This window comes from Rhizobium sp. BT-226 (assembly GCF_025847085.2).
GTDB classification, from domain to species: Bacteria; Pseudomonadota; Alphaproteobacteria; order Rhizobiales; family Rhizobiaceae; genus Rhizobium; species Rhizobium sophorae.
On the sequence record NZ_JAOYTI010000002.1, the window covers coordinates 1,183,512 to 1,203,534 of the forward strand.

General features: G+C 59.2%; 19 protein-coding genes. 9 read left to right on the forward strand and 10 right to left on the reverse strand.

What is annotated here, in order from left to right; all coding sequences use genetic code 11:
• Nucleotides 1–12: 12 nt before the first annotated feature.
• The 7 genes from OIU37_RS16045 to OIU37_RS16075 form a co-directional block, all read right to left on the reverse strand.
• The gene (locus tag OIU37_RS16045) at nucleotides 13–837 is read right to left on the reverse strand and encodes a class I fructose-bisphosphate aldolase (protein WP_180693825.1); all 825 of its coding nucleotides are present in this window, start codon (nucleotides 835–837) and stop codon (nucleotides 13–15) included.
• Between the two features lie 158 nt (nucleotides 838–995).
• Nucleotides 996–1,769 carry an SDR family NAD(P)-dependent oxidoreductase gene (locus OIU37_RS16050; protein WP_180693826.1) on the reverse strand — a complete coding sequence of 258 codons (774 nt, stop codon included), beginning with the start codon at nucleotides 1,767–1,769 and terminating at the stop codon, nucleotides 996–998.
• A gap of 11 nt (nucleotides 1,770–1,780) precedes the next feature.
• On the reverse strand, nucleotides 1,781–2,506 hold the full coding sequence (locus tag OIU37_RS16055; RefSeq protein WP_180693827.1) for an SDR family oxidoreductase: 726 nt from the start codon (nucleotides 2,504–2,506) through the stop codon (nucleotides 1,781–1,783).
• A gap of 30 nt (nucleotides 2,507–2,536) precedes the next feature.
• The gene (locus OIU37_RS16060; protein WP_180694254.1) at nucleotides 2,537–3,814 is read right to left on the reverse strand and encodes a D-tagatose-bisphosphate aldolase, class II, non-catalytic subunit; all 1,278 of its coding nucleotides are present in this window, start codon (nucleotides 3,812–3,814) and stop codon (nucleotides 2,537–2,539) included.
• Nucleotides 3,814–4,791, reverse strand: coding sequence for a sugar kinase (locus OIU37_RS16065; protein WP_264258039.1), 978 nt, complete (start codon nucleotides 4,789–4,791; stop codon nucleotides 3,814–3,816). The genes OIU37_RS16060 and OIU37_RS16065 overlap by 1 nt, the downstream gene beginning before the upstream one ends.
• A gap of 26 nt (nucleotides 4,792–4,817) precedes the next feature.
• Nucleotides 4,818–6,032, reverse strand: a complete 1,215-nt coding sequence (locus OIU37_RS16070) for an ROK family transcriptional regulator (RefSeq protein ID WP_264258040.1) — start codon at nucleotides 6,030–6,032, stop codon at nucleotides 4,818–4,820.
• Nucleotides 6,033–6,094: 62 nt separating this feature from the next.
• Nucleotides 6,095–6,979 (reverse strand): sugar phosphate isomerase/epimerase, encoded by an 885-nt coding sequence (locus tag OIU37_RS16075; RefSeq protein ID WP_264258041.1) that lies wholly within the window; start codon nucleotides 6,977–6,979, stop codon nucleotides 6,095–6,097.
• Nucleotides 6,980–7,276: 297 nt separating this feature from the next.
• Here OIU37_RS16075 and OIU37_RS16080 point away from each other — a divergent pair, with 297 nt between their 5' ends.
• From OIU37_RS16080 to OIU37_RS16105, 6 genes are all read left to right on the forward strand, one after another.
• Nucleotides 7,277–8,710, forward strand: a complete 1,434-nt coding sequence (locus OIU37_RS16080) for an extracellular solute-binding protein (protein ID WP_171601646.1) — start codon at nucleotides 7,277–7,279, stop codon at nucleotides 8,708–8,710.
• A gap of 96 nt (nucleotides 8,711–8,806) precedes the next feature.
• Entirely contained in the window at nucleotides 8,807–9,682 is an 876-nt protein-coding gene (locus OIU37_RS16085; protein ID WP_003545408.1) for a carbohydrate ABC transporter permease, read from the forward strand.
• Nucleotides 9,683–9,686: 4 nt separating this feature from the next.
• Nucleotides 9,687–10,523: a carbohydrate ABC transporter permease gene (locus OIU37_RS16090; protein ID WP_264258042.1), complete on the forward strand. Its 837-nt coding sequence runs from the start codon at nucleotides 9,687–9,689 to the stop codon at nucleotides 10,521–10,523.
• 4 nt (nucleotides 10,524–10,527) lie between these two features.
• Nucleotides 10,528–10,734 carry a DUF2160 family membrane protein gene (locus OIU37_RS16095; protein ID WP_027686047.1) on the forward strand — a complete coding sequence of 69 codons (207 nt, stop codon included), beginning with the start codon at nucleotides 10,528–10,530 and terminating at the stop codon, nucleotides 10,732–10,734.
• A 61-nt stretch (nucleotides 10,735–10,795) separates the two neighbouring features.
• On the forward strand, nucleotides 10,796–11,857 hold the full coding sequence (locus OIU37_RS16100; protein ID WP_264258043.1) for an ABC transporter ATP-binding protein: 1,062 nt from the start codon (nucleotides 10,796–10,798) through the stop codon (nucleotides 11,855–11,857).
• An 11-nt stretch (nucleotides 11,858–11,868) separates the two neighbouring features.
• Nucleotides 11,869–12,594 carry an SDR family oxidoreductase gene (locus OIU37_RS16105; protein WP_264258044.1) on the forward strand — a complete coding sequence of 242 codons (726 nt, stop codon included), beginning with the start codon at nucleotides 11,869–11,871 and terminating at the stop codon, nucleotides 12,592–12,594.
• Between the two features lie 3 nt (nucleotides 12,595–12,597).
• Here the strand turns inward: OIU37_RS16105 and OIU37_RS16110 are convergent, their stop codons facing one another.
• The 3 genes from OIU37_RS16110 to OIU37_RS16120 all read right to left on the reverse strand — a co-directional run bounded on the left by OIU37_RS16110 (nucleotide 12,598) and on the right by OIU37_RS16120 (nucleotide 15,726).
• A complete protein-coding gene (locus tag OIU37_RS16110; RefSeq protein WP_064647809.1) occupies nucleotides 12,598–12,855 on the reverse strand; it encodes a hypothetical protein in 258 nt (85 codons plus the stop codon).
• A gap of 182 nt (nucleotides 12,856–13,037) precedes the next feature.
• Nucleotides 13,038–13,802: a response regulator transcription factor gene (locus OIU37_RS16115; RefSeq protein WP_264258045.1), complete on the reverse strand. Its 765-nt coding sequence runs from the start codon at nucleotides 13,800–13,802 to the stop codon at nucleotides 13,038–13,040.
• 835 nt (nucleotides 13,803–14,637) lie between these two features.
• Nucleotides 14,638–15,726 carry a hypothetical protein gene (locus OIU37_RS16120; protein WP_264258046.1) on the reverse strand — a complete coding sequence of 363 codons (1,089 nt, stop codon included), beginning with the start codon at nucleotides 15,724–15,726 and terminating at the stop codon, nucleotides 14,638–14,640.
• 474 nt (nucleotides 15,727–16,200) lie between these two features.
• Here OIU37_RS16120 and OIU37_RS16125 point away from each other — a divergent pair, with 474 nt between their 5' ends.
• The 3 genes from OIU37_RS16125 to OIU37_RS16135 all read left to right on the forward strand — a co-directional run bounded on the left by OIU37_RS16125 (nucleotide 16,201) and on the right by OIU37_RS16135 (nucleotide 20,021).
• On the forward strand, nucleotides 16,201–16,776 hold the full coding sequence (locus tag OIU37_RS16125) for a PE-PGRS family protein (RefSeq protein WP_138334522.1): 576 nt from the start codon (nucleotides 16,201–16,203) through the stop codon (nucleotides 16,774–16,776).
• 90 nt (nucleotides 16,777–16,866) lie between these two features.
• A complete protein-coding gene (locus OIU37_RS16130; RefSeq protein ID WP_180693843.1) occupies nucleotides 16,867–18,582 on the forward strand; it encodes a type I secretion system permease/ATPase in 1,716 nt (571 codons plus the stop codon).
• A 14-nt stretch (nucleotides 18,583–18,596) separates the two neighbouring features.
• Nucleotides 18,597–20,021: an HlyD family type I secretion periplasmic adaptor subunit gene (locus OIU37_RS16135; RefSeq protein ID WP_180693844.1), complete on the forward strand. Its 1,425-nt coding sequence runs from the start codon at nucleotides 18,597–18,599 to the stop codon at nucleotides 20,019–20,021.
• The last annotated feature ends 2 nt before the right edge of the window (nucleotides 20,022–20,023 follow it).

Consider the following 20,023-nt stretch of genomic DNA (forward strand, 5'->3'; position numbering starts at 1 on the left):
CCCGGACGCGCGTCAGCCAATATGCAGCGAGGCTTGCTCGACGGAAGCCTTGTCATGGACGATCGCCATCAAGGCCCGCGTCATGCCGCCGGGATTGTGATGCTGGATGACGTTGCGGCCATAGACGATGCCACGGGCGCCCTGCTCCATCAACTGCTTGGTGCGGATCAGGATTTCCTGATCCGAAACGCGGCCACCGCCGCGCACGAGCACCGGCAGGCCCTGGGCGATTTCGACCACGCGGTGATATTCCTCGACATTGTCGCAGGGGTCGGCCTTGATGATATCGGCGCCGAGCTCGGCCGCCTGGCGCACAAGCGGCAGGATCTTGTCGATCACACCATCGACCATGTAGGCGCCCTTGGAATTGTCCTGCATGACGAGCGGCTCGACCATCAGCGGCATGCCGTAGATCTCGCATTCGCGTTTCAGGCTGTTCACATTTCGCACGCAGGCGCGGTAGACTTCCGGCTGGTCCGGCAGCATCAAGAGATTGACGACGACACAGGCGGCATCCAACGCAACGCCCTGTTCCACCGCCCTGTCGATCATTTCGGAAAACAGCTGAGACGGCAGGGGATTGCCGTAGATGTTGGCGATGTCGGTGCGCAGCACCAGCGCCGGGCGATGCTTGCCGGGAATAGCCTGCAGCATGGGTGCCGTCCCCGGCGGCAGCTGAATGGCATCCGGCGCCGCCTGCGCGATCACCTCGATGGCCGTCTTCATGTTCTCGATGCCGGCGAGGAAGGTTCGTTCATTGAACATGCCGTGATCGATAGCAACGTCAAAACAATTTCCAGACACGCCGAAAAGTCGGTTCAACCGCGCGGATTTCATGAAGCTCCTCCCAGATATGGCAACGTTTCCACATTCGAATAAACGGAGCAGAATTGCGAGTCAAGAAAATGTGGTAACGTTTCCACATTCGTTGATTTGTCCGCAGCCGGCCTACCAATGTGGACGAGGCGCGGCTCGCGCCTCGTCCCACGCAAGCACTACCAGCAGGTGAAGCCTGCATCGACGTTGACGATTGCTCCGGTCATCAGGCTGGCGGCGCCCGATGCGAGGAAGAGGACCGCGCTTGCAACTTCCTCCGGCGTTCCCATTCTTCCCATCGGCGTGTCGGCGAGCCAGAGCGGAATACGCTCGCGATTGGCTTCGACGGCCACCACCATCGGTGTCTCGATATAGGTGGGCGCGACAGCATTTACCCTGATGCCGTGATGCGCCCACTCGGCCGCCAATGAGCGCGTGAGGTGATGGACTGCCGCCTTGGAGACGTTATAGGCCGTCTGAGGCTGAGGCCGGTTGCAGATGTGCCCCGACATCGAGCCGAGGTTCACGATGGCGCCGCGTTTCATCGAAATCATCGGACGACCGAAGGCGCGCGAGCACCAGAAGACGCCATTCAGATTGACGTCCATCATGCGCAGCCAATCCGCGTCGGTGAGATCCTGCGCGGGAATGCCACTCTGGCCAATTCCGGCATTGTTCACCAGGATGGTCGCCGGCCGGCCGCCATCGGCGAGCTCAGCCGCGATCGCGTCCATTCGGGCCGCGTCGGTGACGTCGCCGACCCGGACTTCGATGTCGTAGCCTCTGCCCCGGAGAGCAAGCGCTTGCTCGGCGTCGGCCTCGCTGCGTTCGATAACGACGATGGCGGCGCCCGCCTCCGCCAGCGCCTCGGTGCAGCAGAGCCCGATCGCACGCCCTCCGCCTGTGACCACCGCCCGTTCGCCGTCGAGACGAAATTTCTGCTGGTAGCTCATGTCACTTCTCCTCAAATGTCAAAGGCGCTTGGAAGCACGACGATATCGCGGATGGTGACGTTGCGCGGCCGGGTCAGCATGAAGATGATCGCGTCGGCGACTTCCTTGGGCTCGATCAAAGCCCCTGCCTCCTTGGCCTTGCGAAGGTTTTCCTCCGGCCAATCCGCGAGCAGAGCGCTGATCACCGGGCCTGGAGAAACCGACCCCACACGAATGCCACTTTTCAGAAGCTGGCGTCGCATCGTCTGGACAAAGCACGTCATCGCCCACTTCGACGACGAATAGACCGGTTCCCATGGAATCGCCGAATGTCCGGCGACGGAGCTGGTGACGACAATGTCGCCGGTGCCACGTTCGATCATGTGCGGAATGACGTTTCGAACGTTCTTGATGACGACATTGACGTTGAGATTGAGCATCCGATCGATGGTATCAAGGTCGGTTTCCATCAGGTCGCCGCCGATATAGGTGCCTGCATTGGCATGCAGGATGTCGAGTTTGCCGGTCTTCGACAGAATGCCCTCGAGCAGTCCCGCACACTCGCCCGGATCCAGCAAGTTGATCTTGAGCGGAATAGCGCGCTCGCCAAGACGGGCGCAAACCGTCCCAAGGGCCTTCTCATCGCGGTCCACCAGCACGACCGTCGCGCCAGCGGCGAGCATTGCCTCCGTCGAAGCGAGTCCTATTCCGGACGCAGCACCCGTGACCGCCGCAATCTTCCCATTCAATTCGTTCATCGATTTTTCCTCCTGTCTTGATCCTGATTGTCAATTCTTCCCGACGCCGCAGGCGGCGTGGTAGTCCGCGAGACTCTTCGTCACTCTCCAGATCAAAACCTGTTCCGGATCGAGCGGCGCATCTGCGAAATCCTGTGCGGCCGGCATATGCTGCCAAAGCAATGGCAGCGGTACAGTTTGCCCTCGAAGGGCCTCGCACAGGCGCCGGACGGCATCTTGAGCTTCAGCCGACGCCCAATAATAGCGGATGCGGTCGGACAGCGAGTAATGCCGCAGCCAGCGCATCTCGGCGTTCGTGCCGTGGTAGTGGCGGCTCCAGTTGCCGGACTGATCGAGCATCAGCGCTTCCATCGCCGCATAGAGCGGACGCTGGCCATAATCGGGCAAGAGGTCCGAAGCGATCGCATCCAGCGCGTAGAGCGCTTCGCGTAGGACGAAGGTCAGTTCGGGACCGACTTTCAGAATGGGAAAGCCGTCCTCCACCAGCGCGGTCAAAGGTCGGGTCCCCTGATAATCCGTCGAGTGCGCCTCGAAGACGAACTGCGGCTCCCCGGTGAGCACCGATTTCAGCGCGTCTATCTTGCTGCGGTCATAAAGGATGACATTGTGGTTGCCGAACTCGACGCCCGGCTGAACGACCAGACCGATGGCCCGTCCAAACGCTTGCCCGAGTCCGGCCTCGGTAAAAATCCGGCGGTGGACTTCGATCGTCTTCAGCGCCGCGGCGGCGGCCGTCGGTTCGATCGTCGTGAGGGCATGGTCGGCCCCGCCTGGCGGCGGCACTTCGGTGCCGATGACGTAAACCGGCATTGCGCCGCCGCTCTTCTTCGCCGACGCCTCGGCGACCGCAGCGAGCCGGGCGGCACGATGGGCCGTGGTTTCGTCGTCGAGCGCCACCGCCTCGCCCTTGCAGCCCATCGAGGCGTCGAGGTGAATCTTGCGGAATCCCGCATCGACATAGGCGGCAACCATCTTCTCCGCCTCAGCAATGGCCTCTTCCGCCGGGCGGTCGCGCCAAGGATTGGGGCCGAGGTGATCGCCACCGAGAACGATCAGATTTTCGGGGCACCCTTCCTCCGCCGCAATCTTCATCACGAGGGACGCGAAGTCGCTTGGTGTCATTCCGGTATAGCCGCCGAGGTGATTGACCTGGTTGCAGGTTGCTTCGATCAGGACGGTGCTTGCCTGTTGCCGCCCGTGTCGGAGCGCGGCGCGAAGCACGGTCGGATGGGCCGAGCAGACGGAGGTCACGCCTCTCGGCTGGCCTTCGATCCTCAGCCTGGCCAGTTCGTTGAGATGCACCTGCATCACGGGCGCCTTTCCGTTGAAGCGATAAACGCATCGAGTTCCTGCTGAGTGCCGGCGCCCTCCATCGGACCCAGGACCGTCACGTTGCGGGCGCCGGCGGCCGAAGCATAGGTCAGAGCTTGCTGCGGAGACATTCCGAGCCGCCGGCAGGTGAGATAGGCACCGCCGAAGCAGTCGCCGGCGCCGGTGGGATCGACCTCTTGAACGACAAATGCCGGAGCGTCGATGCGGTCTCCTTGGCTGCCAAAATAGGTCGCGCCGTCGGCGCCGCGCTTCAGCACGATCTCCTTGACGCCCATCTCGAACAAGCGGCGGATCGCGTCTGCCTCGCCTTCGACACCGGCGGCACGCTCAAGCTCCTCTCCGGACGGTAGAAGCAGATCGGCGGCAGCAACAAGCTTGGAAAAGCGGCGCTCGGTATCCTCGTCCAGCTTCAATTCCTTGCGAATGTTCGGATCCACCGAGAGCGTTCCCCCGCGCGCCTTGACTATGTCGACCGCCTTGTCGATCACCGCGCGCGCACTGGGGACCGATAGGGCCGAACCCATCACGTGAAGATGGCCGCTCCGATTGATGAGATCGGCGACCGTTTGAGACCAGCCGAAGCGTGCGGCTGCGGACTTGGCGATGTTATAGACGAAATCGCGGGAGCCATCCTTGCGGTAGCGGACAAAGGCGCTTCCTGTGGGGTAATCCGGATCGATCGAGATCGTCGAAACATCGACGCCGTCGCGTTTGAGGCGATCAGTATTGACACGGCCGAAATCGTCATCGCCGACGGCGCCGACCATTGCGGCCTTGCCGCCGAAGCGCCCGCATTGCGAGATGAAGATCGCCGGCGCTCCGCTCGCGAACGGGCCGACAAGCGGCTGGGCTTTAAGAAACCCGTCTCCGACCGTCGTGGCGACGATCTCGACGAGGATCTCCCCTACGCAAACCGTGGGACCGAGCGGGTCCGGAGCCAGTACTGAAGTCATTTGCAATCCGCTTTCGATAGTTGTCATCAACTCGTCGCCGATTGGACCGGCGCACCGTCCTCGCCGCCGAACTCCTCGCTCTCCAATGACAGAAAGCGCTGGTGCAACATGCAGGCCGCGCCGAAGGCGGAACCGAACTCCGCATCATCGTCCACGACGATCTCCGGCATGGGGAAAGGTATATTCTGGCCCTCCGACATGTGGACCGCCACGCGGGCGGCCACCATCGGGTAGAGAGATGCCACGGAACCACCCAGCACGATCCTGTCCGGGTCGAGCAGACGACAGGCCTGCAGCAATGCGTATGCGAGATGGCGCGACCAGGTTTCGGCAATATTGACCGCGGCCGGGACGCGGTCATGAACGTCGCCAAGGAATTCCTGCAGATCAACGTGCTTACGTCCAATAGCCTCGCGATACTGCCTGATCAGCACTTCGCGACCGATCAGCTGTTCAAACTTCTGACCGCCGCTTCCCGGTACCAGGGTGTGGCCGATTTCTCCCGCCAGGCCGTGGCCGCCCCGGAATAGCTTGCCATCGATCATGATGCCACCGCCGACACCGGTTTCCATCAGCAGGAACAGGGTCACGCCTGAGACGCCGTGACGATAGCTGTCGCCGATCGCAAACGCGTTGGCGTCGTTTTCAACCGCGATCGGGACGGCGGCCGGGAAAGCAGACCGCCCAATCTCCTTCAACGACACCTCTCGCCAGCCGATGATGGGTGCGAGAGTGACAATTCCGTTCGGTCGGATGTGGGCCGGCGCCGATATGCCGAGACCCTTGCACCGTCCGATCATCCCCTTCGTCATCTCGCCGACAATGAGCTCGACGCCCTGCGCCACGGCCTCCTCCACCGTCGAAGACGGCGTGTCGAACGCGATTTTCCGACATGCCCGGACCTCGGCGGAGAGATCGACAACTGCAGCCGATATATGTTCGACGCCAATCTCTATCCCGACGAAGAATGCGGCATCGGGTACCAGTTCGAGCATGATGCCCGGACGACCGGCACGGGAATGCTCCAGGCGCTGCTTGCCGCTCTCGTCCGACTCCTGAACGAACCCGCTTTCCGTCAGCTCGGCGACGATCTCTCCCGAGGACGAGCGATTCATCCCGAGCTTCCGGGCGAGATCCGCTCGGCTGAGGCTTCGGTGGGCATAGATCGTCTGCAAGGCGGCGACGATATTGTTCTGTCGGATCCTGCGCGGCGAACTTCCGATGGAGACGGTGTCGTTCATATTTCAATTCCCTTCAGTCGGCCCAACCCTTACACGACTGGAACAGGCTTTCAGAAGGATAATCAGGGCCGCGCGTTTGTGGCGCGGCGGCGCTTGGCCTCGTCATATTTCAGCTCGATATAGCGCTTCGCGTGCGCCGCAAGCGGATCATTATCCTCCCAGGTGTCGCGCCAGATCGCGCAAGCGAGCGACAGGCCTTCGTCCACGACCGTCGTCGAGAAGCTTTCGAACACGACGTCGCGCTTGTAGTCGATGTCGAGCAGAGCGTCGAAGATCAGATCGAAATTGATGACGCCGTCGCCGAGGTAACCGCGGTTGCTCTCGCCGATGTGGAAGTAGCCGATCTTATCGCCGGCCAGGCGGATCGCCGCGGCCGGATTGGCTTCCTCGATGTTCATATGGAATGTGTCGAGGTGGAGACGGACATGCTCCGACCCCGTCTCGGCGATGAACTGCAGCCCCTGCGCCGTGGTATTCAGCAGGTTCGTCTCGAACCGGTTGACAACCTCCAGCACGAGATCGACGTTCGCCTGGCTGGCGACTTCTGCAGTCGCGGCGATCGCGGCGACGCTGTTGTCCCAGCCCTTCTTCGTCGGCTGGCGATTGTACTTGGTGTGCGCGGAATAGAGAATTCCACCCAGCTTGTTGCCGCCGATATCGCGGACCGCACGAACGGCGTCGGCCAGCGTCTGCTTGCCGGCGGACACCACAGACATGTCCTCGCTCGATACGTCCCTGTCGAGTGGCAGGCCCATCGTCACGCCAATCTCCACGTCAAGCGACTGCGCAAGCTTTGCCAATCGATCGAGATTGAATTTCTCGGGGCGCAGATAGGCAAATTCGATGGTGCGATATCCGTGTTCGGCCGTCTTGTTGAGGGCCATTTCCAGCCCTTCCTGCGTTTGGCCGCCTGTCCATACAAATGAATGGATACCCAATCGACGCATAGCCTTTTCCTCCAAAAAATGCCTTTGGCTGCGGACAGTGCTATGCCATTTAGTTTGGCAAGACAACAAATAATTTTGGCTGCAATTTTTTTGCTGCTCTGCAAAATTACCTTGCAGTGCAATATTTTACGCTTGTCATCGCTTTAATCCGTCCTTTACCGGAAATTAGTTTCTGCAAAAATCAAAGGGATAGATCCATGATTTGCATGTTTAGACAACAAATGTTGCGCCGTCAGTTTTTTTGGCCTACACAAAGGACCGGCGAAATGATCTCGCTGCACTTTGGGAGGATTGAAAATGAATTATGCTTTGAAGGCTAGCGCGCTTGCGCTGACGCTCAGCCTCGCCACCACCGCTTCGCCGGCCTGGGCTGACTTCTGGTCCGATGCCGGCGCCAAATTCAAGGGCGTGACACTGCACGGCGTCACCGAAAGCACTCCGCCATCGAACTACATCAGGAACGTGCTCGCTCCGGAATTCGAAAAGAAGACCGGCATCAAGGTCGACATCGAGACGACGTCCTGGGATCAGATGTACGACAAGGCCATCAAGGACATGGAAGCCAAGACCGGCATCTATGACATGGTCTACATCGAGCAGGACATCATCTACTCCTATCTGGCCAGGAATTTCCTCGTCGACATCACGAAGACGCTGAAAGACCAGCCGGATCTGAAGGCGCCGACCTACGACGACGCCAACTTCACCAGCTTTGCCGACTACTTCAAGGACTCGAGCGGCGATCTCTTCGGTGTTCCGATGGAAGCCTTCCTGAAGGCGTATCTCTATCGCAAGGACCTCTTCGACGATCCGAAGATCAAGGAAGCCTTCAAGAAGGAAACCGGCAAGGACCTGAAGCCGGCGACCACACACGCGGAATATACGGAGATCGCCGAATTCTTCACGAAGTACGGCAAGGACAACGGCATGGAGCTCTGGGGCACGACCGCCCAGGCACATACAGGCCATCCGGCGTCCTGGTATGAGTTCTTCGAGTCCATCGCGCCGACCTTCGGCGTCTACAATTGGGGCATCGACGCCAAGAACAATTATGCGGCGACGGTCGAACATGGCGGTGCGATGAACGGCGACAAGGCGAAGGCCGCGTTGAAGTATTGGCTGCACCTGCGCGACATCGCTCCTCCGGAATCGACGCAGTCAACCTGGACGGAAACCGCAACGACGTTTGCCGCAGGCCGTGTCGCCCAGGGACTGATCTACGGTGAGAATGCCGCGTGGATCGCAAGCGATCCGGCGCAGTCGAAGGTGGTCGGCCAGGTCGGTTTCGCTCTGCCGCCGCTCGAGCCGGGCGTATTGGATGACGCGAAAGCCGGAAAGGGCTATATCGGCTACTACGATGGCGGCGCCTTCGGCGTGCCGGTCACGTCCAAGAACAAGGAAGCGTCACTGCTGTTCCTCGAATTCATCGGCCAGAACGAAGTGCAGCCCGATTGGGCCATCGCCGCACCGCGCATCACCAATACTGCGACGTTCGACGATCCGAAGGTGAAGGAGATGGACGCCAAGCTCGGCGGCTTCTACACGATGCTGAAGGACGACGGCAAGCTCTTCGCCGGCGCTCCCCCCTACCCCTTCCATGCTCAGGTGCGTGAAGCGACCGCGCCTATCTTCTACGACATCCTGACCGGCAAGATCGGGCCTGATGAAGGCCTCGACCAGATGGCGGCCAAGGCCGAAGAGGAGCTCACCTCGCTCGGCTATCGCAAATAAAACATCCTCCCCAACTGACGGGTCGTTCCGACGACCCGTCATCTTTCGCTCCCTGAGGGAGCGGACGTCTACATAGTGTTCAATGGGGGATAGGCGATGCATTCGCAGAAGCTCGGGTGGCTGTTGCTGTCACCGACCATAGTGATCCTCGGACTGTTCGGGATCTTTCCGTTCATCTACGTCCTCTGGGTCTCTTTCCATTCATGGAACCCGTTTGCGGCCAATCCGGGCATGATATTCAACTGGGCTGAGAACTATCGGCGGCTCGTCTTCGACCCGCAGTTCCTGGCATCGCTCGGCATAACCCTGACATTCGTCTTCTTCGCGGTCGTGTCGGAGCTGGTCCTCGGCTACATCCTCGCCCAGGCGCTGCTCAAGGACTTTCCCGGAAAAGCGGTGTTTCGCACGATCCATACTCTGCCACTGATCATGGCGCCGATCATCGTCGGCTCAGTCTGGAAGCTGATGACCACCCCGTCCATCGGCATCATTCCCTATCTTCTGAGGAGCTGGTTCGGCTACGATCTGAATATCGGCCAGAGCGCCGTCGCGGCCTTCACCGTCACTGTCATCATGGACATCTGGCACTGGACGCCGCTCGTCACCCTCTCGCTGATCGCCGCACTCGTCTCGCTTCCTTCAGACCCGTTCGAGCAGGCGCAGATCGACGGCGCCGGCAAGAGCCAGATCTTCTGGCACATCACGCTCCCCCTGATCCGCCCGGCCCTGCTCGCCACGGTGTTCATCAGGCTGATGGACGCGCTGCGCACCGTCGACGAAGTCCTGATGCTGACCGGCGGCGGTCCGGGTTCTTCGACGCGCTACATCGGCGTCCATATCTTCAGGGAAGTCTTTCCCAAGACGAATTACGGCTACGGTTCGGCGATCTCCGTCATCGTCCTCTATCTCACCATCGTCGTCTGCTGGCTGCTCTACGTCGGTTTGATAGCGCCCCGTGTGAAGAGAGGTTGAAGCGATGAAGACCCGTTTTCCCTGGCTTCCGGTCGTCCTGTGGACCTTGATAAGCCTCGCGACCCTTTTCCCGATCTATTGGCTCTTCGTCATATCGGTGAAACAGCCCTTCGACCTGTTCTCGACGCCTGATGTCATTCTCCGGAGCTTCTTCTGGAAGAACTACCAGGACGTGCTGACCAATCCGACCTTGCGCGGATACATGCTCAACTCGCTGATCATCTCGTCGGGCAACGCGCTGCTCGTCACCACGCTCGGCTTCCTTGCCTGCTACGCCCTGACGCGCTTCGACCTCGCCGGCAAGGAAAGCATCTTCTTCTGGACGATCACCAACCGCATGGCGCCGCCGGCGGTCTTCCTGCTGCCGCTTTTCCTGCTGCTGACGCAGGTCTACAAGATCGGCGACTTCTCGCTCGCAGATTCCAAGCTGGGCATGATCCTGGTCTATTGCTCCTTCAACCTTCCCTTCGCCATCTGGACGTTGCGCCCGACCGTGGAAGGCATTCCGAAGGAATTGGACGAGGCGGCCTATATGGACGGCGCGAGCCCATGGACCGTCCTCTATGATATCATCTTTCCTTTGGCACGGCCCGGACTTGCGGTGACGCTGATCCTGACCTGGGTGTTTGCGTGGAACGAATACCTGCTGGCGGCGACGCTCACCAATTTCCATGCGCGAACCCTGACCACCGGCTTGTCGGAATATGTGACGACGACGGGGACGGCCTGGGGCATCATGGCCGCGATCTCAATGCTGACATTGGTTCCGGCGCTCATCGTCTTTTCGATAGTGCAGCGTCACATCGTCGCCGGCCTGACCTTCGGCGCCGTGAAAGGATGAAACAATGACGTCTCAATCAGGAAATAACGAACGCAAGCCGGGATTTCTGCCGATCGAAACGAACTGGTTCGACCGGCTCTTCATCTCGATCGTGATCTGGGTCGCGCTCTCCCTGTTCTGGATGCGGTTCATCGAGCCGTTCGGGCTTTCGGTATGGTTCGCGGCGGCGATCTCGGCAGTCCTTGGCGCCTACATCGTCTGGAAGGGATGAGATGATGAATTCCGTCGACAACACCAAAACACAAACTGCGCTGCTTTAGGGAGAAACGACATTGGCAAACGTACAGGTTAGCGACGTCACCAAGAGGTATGGCGCGCTTCAGGTCATGCACGGCGTCAGCGTCGACATCGAGGATGGCGAATTCGTCGTTCTGGTCGGTCCCTCCGGATGCGGCAAGTCCACCTTGCTCCGGATGATCGCCGGGCTGGAGACGGTCAGCAGCGGAGACATCCGGATCGGCGGCCGTGTCGTCACCGACGCTCCTCCAAAGGAACGTGACATCGCGATGGTTTTCCAGAGCTATGCGCTCTATCCTCACAAGACGGTCGCCGAGAACATGGGCTTTCCGCTGAAGATGGCCAAACGGCCGAAGGCGGAGATCGACGAGAAGGTCGGCAGGGCGGCCGAGATCCTCGACCTGACGCGTTATCTCGACCGCTATCCGAAGCAACTGTCAGGCGGACAGCGTCAACGCGTGGCGATGGGTCGTGCCATCGTCCGAGATCCGAAGGTCTTCCTGTTCGACGAGCCATTATCGAACCTCGACGCCAAGCTCCGCGTCACCATGCGCGTCGAGATCAAGGAGCTTCACCAGCGGCTGAAGACCACCACCGTCTACGTCACGCACGATCAGATCGAGGCGATGACGATGGCCAACAAGATTGTGGTGATGCGCGACGGCAGGGTCGAGCAGATCGGCAAGCCTCTCGATCTCTACGACTTCCCCGTAAACCTCTTCGTCGCCGGCTTCATCGGCAGCCCATCGATGAACTTCCTTCAGGGCCGCATAGCCACCCGCGACGGCAGGAAGATCGTCGTCACCGACCAGGGCATAACCCTTCCGATGGCCGATACGAATGCAGATGAAGGAAGAGCCGTTACCTACGGCATCCGACCAGAGCACATCACGATCGGCGAAGAAGGCGTTCCGGTCGAAGTCTCGGTGTTCGAGCCCACGGGTTCGGAGACATTGATCTTCGGTCGCACGGGAGGCGTGCCGATCGACGCCCTGATCCGCGAGCGTATCGAGGTCGACCCCGGACGGACGATGTACTTCCACATCGATCCCCGACGTGCGCATATCTTCGATCGGGAAACAGGCCAGAGACTTTAGGAGAACGACCCATGGAGTTCAAAGGAAAGACGGTGATCGTGACCGGCGCCGGAAAAGGCATCGGACGCGAAATTGTAAGGATGCTCGTCGAACGGGGTGCGCAGGTCGTTGCCCTGACCCGCAGTGCTGCCGACGTCGACGCGCTACGCGGGGAGTTCGGCTGCCGGGCCATCCAGGTCGATCTCGCAGACGCCAATGCGACCAGACAGGCGGCGATCGCTGCTCTTCCCGCAGATTTCCTGATCAATTGCGCCGGCACCACCGAGCTCCAGCCATTCCTGGAGACAACCGTCGAAGCATTCGACCGTCTCGTCGCGGTCAACACGCGTGCTCCGATGATCGTCGCCCAGGAATATGCCCGCTCGCTGATCAAGGAGGACCGCAAGGGCGCCATCGTCAATGTCTCGTCGGTCGCATCCTTCGTCGGCATCCCCGACCACGCTGCCTATTGTGCGTCGAAAGGTGGATTGGATGGCTTGACGCGCGTCATGGCAAAGGAGCTCGCACCTCACGGCATCCGCGCAAACGGCGTCCACCCAACGGTGACGTTGACGCCAATGGCGGTGAAGGCATGGAGCGATCCCGAGAAAGCCGCGGGGATGATGAAGCGAATTCCCGTCGGTCGTTTCGCTGAGCCGGCTGACATCGCCGAGGTTGTTCTTTTCCTGCTGTCCGACCAGGCTGCCATGGTGAACGGCATATCGATGCCGGTGGACGGCGGCTACATGATTGCCTGAAGTTCAGGACGAACGTGTCGTACGAGCCTGCGATTGCAATAGGGGATGCGGCGAGGTTGACCGCCGCACCAAACGGCGCAGCTCATCTTGATCAACAAAATGATCCGTCACGCCAGCCTCTTTATCCGGATGACTGAAGACAAGTCCGTCTGAATCCTCAAGCTTCAGAGCTTGCTCCGTATTCATGATCCCCAGTGCCTGGCGCTCGTACTCGGACTCGAGCGCCGCCTCGACGATGGCTTTTTTCTTGCGCATGTCCATGTCCTCCGTTGCTCAAAAGATAACGGACAGGCGGAGTCGCGGTTCCCATCAGGGCATCACGATATGAGACCCGTTGAAACGAACGCCACGCCGATACAAGGCCAGCTATCGCGCGGGCCGTGCTGCTTTTAGCCCTTGCTACCACGCTTGTTGAGACAGCTCCCCGGTCTTGGCGACACTGCCTAACCCGGCGAGACGTCAGGCCCACCGGCGGCTCTTTGAATTAAGCGGGCAACCACTTCAGTGCGGTTCTGCGCCTGCAGCTTGCGCATTATGTGTTGCAAATGCATCTTCACTGTATGCCCCGACAAATTGAGTTTTCCTGCAATCACCTTGTTTGAACAGCCGCATTGCAACTCTGCCAGGACATCCGCTTCCCGGGGAGTGAAATCAGCGATCGCCAAGTACTGCGTCCTATCATCCAAGCTCTTTTCGGCTTCATTTCTGGCCGGACTATGCTCGTTTGAGCCGTTTGTACCAGCTCCCAATAGCTGCGGGAAAAATGTTCCTCCTGCCAGAACGAGACGAAGACCGGCAAGAGCAATGTCAATGGGAAGTGAAGTCGAGAATAAGCCGCGGATGCCCATCTTGAGTGCCTGACGGGCTATGATGGCGTCATCCGTACCTGAGAGCAACGCGACAGGAGCTTCAGGAAAACGTGCAGCAATCGCCGCGAGATCATCACGCAGGCTGGTGCTCTCAACACTTCTGCCAGCCAGGCCCAATACAATCAAACGCACCTCAGCTCCAAGAGCACTCTCGAGACTCTCGGTCGAGATCAAATCTATAACGTTCCATCCGGCGAGTTCACGCTCAAGAAGCTTCACCACGGTGGTGCGCGCCAATGTAGAATGCTCGATGATGATCACAGTTGGTGCATTGCGCCCGATACGGCGCCTAGTTCCAGTAATGTCGGACACTTGCGTGCTCCCCACGAATATTTGCAACGCAACAGCTATTCATAATATTCCTGTTCTCACTACATGTCATGAGAAAAAGTGAGTGTATTTCGGATATTAATAGTCTGAGCTCTCATGATAATTCTTATAGTTTATAAGATATCAACGATAGATAACTGGGCTTGCAGAGCACATTGAAGAGATTTTTCATGAAGGCCTGCTGGTTCGACTTGCCGCTGCAGACTTTCCAGCCGTCGCCGAATTCACGTACGGCAAGCGCGTCAACAAAGCTTCCAAAGGCACTGAAAAGGCAACCGATCTGCGACAGACCCATTTAGGAAAGCGCCATTGGATATAACGAGCCGTCGACCGGCTCGGTTTTGTTTCCATATCTCAATTCAAAGCAGTCGCAGACCCGACAACAAAAAGACAAACGCGAAAAGCAACAAAAGCCTGAGATCGCTGACTACCCGTTATGATTAGTGAAACTGTGCTCTAATGACGCGTTAATACCAGTTAGCATTGTTCTCCCGCAGACAGCACTGCGCCGGCACCGACCGATAGCGGCCGGAGGTCACGGCCCCTGGCGGCCGAAATCGGCGACAATGCGGATGAGGTCATGGTGGAATGTTCAGTTCTCAGTGAGCCGACCGTTGCGTGCCATGTCGGCCCAAAAGACGAGAGCCCGGCGGGGGAAGCGTTTAACATATGGCCTGAAAATGGCACAAAGAACGGTTTCGTGCAGTTGAACCTCCGCAATGCAAGTGGGGAGGCTATCCGCTAGAGCAATTCCAGCAAAAGTGCATTGCGGTTTTTGCGTCCGGAATTACGTGGAAACAAAGAGATAGAGCATTTCCGTGATTCGAAGAAAAAATGGAAAGGCCTAGCTATGCATGAAGCTCAGAATGTCGTCGACGAGAGCCGAATGGGCATCCGTGAGGTTACCGTCTCCGCCTTGGCCCGCGATGCCGGCCAACTGAAGCGCTTGCTGATCATAGAGAACATGATCGGTCTGTTGGGCATCCGCCGTCCCACCGGCGGGAACGGCAATGTTGATGGGATGGAAATAGCCGAAATTGACGTCTACCATGCTGCCGGTTGACGATCCGTCCCCACCGCCGCCACCCGCGTGATTGCCGGTATAAATCGTATCTGACGACAGGTTGAAGCCACCGCCATTGCCGCCGATGCCTGCAATCTGCACAGTGCCCTGATCGAAAATGACATTGTTTGTCTGATGAGCCTGTGCGGAGCCGCCTGCGGCGCCGATGGCGATGTTGATCGGTGAGAAGATGGCGATACTCACGTCGACCATGCTACCGACGAAATATCCATCGCCGCCATGGCCCGCATAAAAGTCGCCGGTCAATGTGAGCGCAGTTCCCGGGCTCATCGACGTGCCGTGGCTCGCGACGTTATGGTCTCCGCCCGAGCCGCCCATGCCGCCAATCTGGGTCGCGCCCTGCAGGAACAGTGCGTTGTTCGATTGCTCGGCGTGAGCCTCCGCGCCGGGGCCTGCAGCCACGGCGGTATTCACGGGGGCAAACAGCGCGACTTCGGTGCTGACGAGCCCGCCGTAGAAGAGGCCATTGCCCCCGGTGCCGGCATGATTGCCGCCATCGCCGCCGCCGATGGCAACATTGCCGCTTCCACCATTCCCGCCTATCCCCGCCATTTCGGTGGGATGCTGATTGATGAGCGCGTCGTTGCCCTGGAAGGCGTCTGCACCCGAATGAGGTCCCGCAATGGCGGCATTGGACGGCGTGAAGACGGCCAGTGCGTTGCTGCTGATCACGCCTTCGCTGATCCCGTCACCACCGCTGCCGGCTGAATTATGGCTCTGACCGGAAGCGACATCCAATGGAAGCCAAGTCGGCACCAGCGCCAGATGCCCCGCGGCCACGTTGGAGGCGAGGTGTTGATCGCTGCCCGTCTTGGGCAGGTCTTCCAATGAGGGACGAGTTTCCGCCATTACCGTCTCCATTCGCCGGCGACTGCACGTCCACCGAGCATGCGGCGCTATGCAGCCTGAATTGTTCAGGCATTGTGCATCTGAACGTGGGAAAAGCAGAGCCTGCAATTCGTCTACATCCTGTCGGCTAGTGCTGTAGCCATTTGGCTGTCATGGCCGCAGCGCCCGTTGTGCGAGTTTGCGAGCATTAGAGCCTTTCCGGGTTAGAGGTCATGATGTCGCTTCGACGAGGTCGCAGACACGATAGACCATACCACCCTGCACCAAATCACTAAGTACCAATCCAAATAACGGTCCGCCACATCCAAGTATACGTCCGAATGAATGTCACCGAATATCTAGATAGGCCAGAGATTAAATCGCAGGCAATATTCGCCTGCGGTTGTATTGGCTGCGGCGACATGCTGGAAACGCACGCCGTAGGGGGACGCCGTAAAACGAACACAGATGAAACCAAGTAAAGGAGTGACATCAATGCCTATTCCACAAATATCCGACACGATACATCTCAACAACCCGGATGCGGGTGACGCGAATGCCGGCAACGGCGGTGATGGCCACAACGATGGGAACATCAACTACAACCCGGTTGCATATGTAAACCCCGTGCAAACGGTCTACGGGGCAACGACCGATCTGCACAATGGCGATCACGTTTGGCAGAAAGCAGGTTGGGACGCCGGCAGTGGCGGAGACGGTGGCTTTGCTCAGGCCAAGAACGGCTTCCTGGCGGCGGTCACGAACAGCGGCGACGGCGGCGCGGGGGGAGATTCAAACTCCAACGGCAGCCAAGGAAACTCGAGCGGCGGCGACACGGCTACGGTGAATGCGGCTACGACCGCGACACAATATACGCAGCTTGTGGCCGATCAGCATGCCACCATCCTCGCAGGTGTCGGCGGCAACGGCGGCAACGGGAACAACGCTCTGGGCGGCGATATCTCGTCAGCTCTGGTGCACACGGATCCCGAAACGACGACGGTGAACAATTCTCTTGATCACTTCATAAACGCCTTCGGCCATATCGACGTCGACCATCTCGGCTCCTGAACTCAGACCTCAAGGGCCGCTGGTTTCGGCCGGCGGCCCTCAAGGTAAGCAGTCTCTTCTTGTCAGTATCAAGTGCAGCGAGATCTGATAATGACAACGATTTCCATAAAGCCACCGCGCCCGCCGACACAGCTTGTTGTTGCGCTCAGGGCTTGTGCCGGGGCCTTCGGGTTGGTCTTCCTCTATAGCTGCGGCTACAATCTCTTTCTTCTCGCGCCTTCCATCTATCTCCTGCAGATCTATGACAGGGTCCTGTCGAGCCGAAGCGCTGACACGCTGCTGATGCTGACGATGATCATCGCCATCGCCGTGCTCGTCGGATCCACGCTGGATATCGTGCGCAGGGCAGCTCTTTCGCGCATCGGCAGTTGGCTGGACCACAGGCTACGGCCCATGGTGCTCACCTCATCATTCGAATATGCCGCTCGCACCGATACGGGAGCCGCCACGGAATGCTACAGGGACCTGGCTGCATTACGCCAGTTCCTCGATTCACCGGCCAGCTCGCTGTTTTTTGACGTTCCCTGGGCGCCGCTATTCCTGCTCCTGCTCTTTCTTGTTCATCCGTTGCTTGGGACCATCGGTCTTCTGAGCGCCGTTGCACTTCTGCTGTTTGCGTTCATGACGGAACTGGCGACGCGGGAGCCGCTTGCCTACGCCAATCTTGCCCTTTCGAGGAGCTATATCCGATTTGCGACCGCCCTCAAAAACATCGAGGTCATCAGGGCAATGGGCATGCAGGATGGCGCAGCGCTGATCGTCTATCGCGATGCGGAAATGGCAAGAAGGGCACAGGACATCGCGATGCATCGGACGGAGATCATTCTTGGTTTCTCCAAATCGATCCGCACACTCGCGCAGATCCTCATGATGGGATCCGCGACATGGCTGGTGCTCGTAAACAGCGGCAGTCCCGGGATCATCTTCGTTGCGAGCCTGCTGCTCGGGCGCGGGCTCGCACCAATCGAGGGCGCAATAGGGGCATGGCGCTCCTTTACGTTTGCGCGCAATGCCTTCAATCGCTTGAACAGAATGCTGATAACAGTTGCATCGGATTGCGATGCCCGAATGGTGCCGCTGCCGGAACCCAATGGCCTCGTTCTCGATAATGTCAGCTATTTCAAACCCTTCGCTGATCGGCCGATATTGACTGATATCACATTGCGCCTCGCGCCCGGCGATTGCATAGCGCTCATCGGTCCTTCGGGATCGGGAAAATCGACACTTGGTCGCGTCATGGCAGGCGTTGTGCCAGCAACGCGCGGATATGCTCTTCTCGGTGGGGTCGATATCTCGGCTCTGCGCCTTTGCGGGGGGACCTGCCACGTCGGATACCTGCCGCAGGACATCGAACTCTTCGGTGGAGCGATCAAGGATGTGATCGGCCGGCTGGACGGAGGAGATCCCGGCAAAGCGATCGACGCCGCGAAACTGGTTGGGTTGCACGAAGCGATCATGCGGCTGCCGCAGGGCTACGAGACCGACATCGGTGAAGGTGGAAACCTGCTCCTTCGAGCTCAGCGCCAACAGCTGGGACTTGCACGGGCGGCCTATGGAAACCCGTCTCTGATCGTTCTCGACGATCCGAATTCGAGCCTGGATTATGACGGCGAACGCATGCTGTTTGCGGCAATCGAGCGCATGAAATCCAGGGGGATGACCGTCGTTATCATAACGCACCGGATGGGGATCCTGCCGGTCACCAACAAGATTGCCATCATGCGTAACGGAACGGTGGCTGCCTTCGGCGACAGCGAGCGGATTTATGAAACTTATCTTCAACCACCGTCTCGAACAGGAACATAGGGAGAAACGCCGCCATGGCCCTTGTTCAACTGGACGCAACGCCGGCGAAATTTTCAAATTCGCCAAGGACTGGTCGGCGGTTGGTCAAGCAACAGACGGCCTATTTGCCGGTGATCGAGTCGAAACAGCGCGGACCCGCGCCCCCCTCGCCGATGCCGGGGCTCAGAGGCGTTGTTTGGACGGGCAACCTGTTGATCCTGGTTTTCATAGTCGGATTGGGAATCTGGTCGGTCCTGGCGCCGCTGAAAAGCGCTGCAATTGCATCGGGCGTCATCGAACCGGAGTCCAGCCGCAAGACCATTCAGCATCTGGAAGGCGGGATTGTCCGACGGATCCTCGTTAAAAACGGCGATGCGGTCATGGCCGGACAGATCATGATAGAGCTCGACGACACGAAGTCTCGCTCGGAGCGCGACAGCATTCAAGGGCAACTTTGGGACGCCGAAGGAAGCCGCGCCCGCCTGCTTGCGGAGCAGACGGGCGGCGACCATATCGCCTATCCTGAGGACCTCAGGGCAGCCATGGACAGATATCCTTCGGTCAGCGCTATCCTGATCGGGCAACAGAAAATCTTCGAAGCCCGTCGCCGCGTCATGCAGGCCGAAATTCAGATCGCCAACGAAAAGATCGCACAGGTGCGGCAGGAAATCGTTGGACTTGGCGCGCAGAAGGCAGCACTGGCCGACAGAGCGACAATCTCGAGCCAAGAACTGGATCAGGTTACGATCCTCAGCGCCAAAGGACTGGAAAGAAGGAGCAGACTTCTCAACCTCCAGCGGGAAAAAGCAGACCTTGATGGCCAGCAGGGTCAAGTAGAGGCACAGATCTCTCGCGCCTACCAGGTGATCAGCGGCTCACAGGCCGATCTCGCAAAGCTCGAGAGCGACCGGTTGAGCGAAGTCGCCCAAGGCATGCGCGATACGGAAAGCCGGATCATGCAGCTGCGCGAGCGCTTGCGGGCGATCGACGACCAACTCGCAAGGACCGACATCCGCGCTCCCGACGACGGAACGATCATGAACCTGCGCGTCCACACATCAGGTGGCGTGATCGGCGCGGGTGAACCGCTCGTTGATCTTCTGCCACGCTCCGATCGCCTTGTCGTGTCTGCCCACGTCAGACCGGAAGACATCAATCTCGTTCATGCGGGGCTCGAGGCACAGGTCCACCTCCTTCCCTACAATCAGCGGCGCGTTCCACTCCTGAAAGGTCGGGTCGAGTATGTTTCAGCGGACCGTCTCATCGATACGCAGAGCGGCCAGCCCTACTTTGCCGCGACGATCCGTGTAACGGACGAGCGATTGGCGAAAATGAGTGATGTCGAACTGGTCGCGGGCATGCCCGCACAAATACTGATCGAAACGGGCAAAAGCAGCGTGGCGCTCTATGCTGTCAGACCACTTCTCGACAGTTTCAACAGAGCATTTCGCGAGGACTGAGA

Excerpts from the sequence above, each read along its gene's own strand:
- OIU37_RS16045 (WP_180693825.1), bottom strand. The coding sequence starts at position 837 with ATGAAATCCGCGCGGTTGAACCGACTTTTCGGCGTGTCTGGAAATTGT.
- OIU37_RS16050 (WP_180693826.1), bottom strand. The coding sequence starts at position 1,769 with ATGAGCTACCAGCAGAAATTTCGTCTCGACGGCGAACGGGCGGTGGTC.
- OIU37_RS16055 (WP_180693827.1), bottom strand. The coding sequence starts at position 2,506 with ATGAACGAATTGAATGGGAAGATTGCGGCGGTCACGGGTGCTGCGTCC.
- OIU37_RS16060 (WP_180694254.1), bottom strand. The coding sequence starts at position 3,814 with ATGCAGGTGCATCTCAACGAACTGGCCAGGCTGAGGATCGAAGGCCAG.
- OIU37_RS16065 (WP_264258039.1), bottom strand. The coding sequence starts at position 4,791 with ATGACTTCAGTACTGGCTCCGGACCCGCTCGGTCCCACGGTTTGCGTA.
- OIU37_RS16070 (WP_264258040.1), bottom strand. The coding sequence starts at position 6,032 with ATGAACGACACCGTCTCCATCGGAAGTTCGCCGCGCAGGATCCGACAG.
- OIU37_RS16075 (WP_264258041.1), bottom strand. The coding sequence starts at position 6,979 with ATGCGTCGATTGGGTATCCATTCATTTGTATGGACAGGCGGCCAAACG.
- OIU37_RS16080 (WP_171601646.1), top strand. The coding sequence starts at position 7,277 with ATGAATTATGCTTTGAAGGCTAGCGCGCTTGCGCTGACGCTCAGCCTC.
- OIU37_RS16085 (WP_003545408.1), top strand. The coding sequence starts at position 8,807 with ATGCATTCGCAGAAGCTCGGGTGGCTGTTGCTGTCACCGACCATAGTG.
- OIU37_RS16090 (WP_264258042.1), top strand. The coding sequence starts at position 9,687 with ATGAAGACCCGTTTTCCCTGGCTTCCGGTCGTCCTGTGGACCTTGATA.
- OIU37_RS16095 (WP_027686047.1), top strand. The coding sequence starts at position 10,528 with ATGACGTCTCAATCAGGAAATAACGAACGCAAGCCGGGATTTCTGCCG.
- OIU37_RS16105 (WP_264258044.1), top strand. The coding sequence starts at position 11,869 with ATGGAGTTCAAAGGAAAGACGGTGATCGTGACCGGCGCCGGAAAAGGC.
- OIU37_RS16110 (WP_064647809.1), bottom strand. The coding sequence starts at position 12,855 with ATGGACATGCGCAAGAAAAAAGCCATCGTCGAGGCGGCGCTCGAGTCC.
- OIU37_RS16120 (WP_264258046.1), bottom strand. The coding sequence starts at position 15,726 with ATGGCGGAAACTCGTCCCTCATTGGAAGACCTGCCCAAGACGGGCAGC.
- OIU37_RS16125 (WP_138334522.1), top strand. The coding sequence starts at position 16,201 with ATGCCTATTCCACAAATATCCGACACGATACATCTCAACAACCCGGAT.
- OIU37_RS16130 (WP_180693843.1), top strand. The coding sequence starts at position 16,867 with ATGACAACGATTTCCATAAAGCCACCGCGCCCGCCGACACAGCTTGTT.
- OIU37_RS16135 (WP_180693844.1), top strand. The coding sequence starts at position 18,597 with ATGGCCCTTGTTCAACTGGACGCAACGCCGGCGAAATTTTCAAATTCG.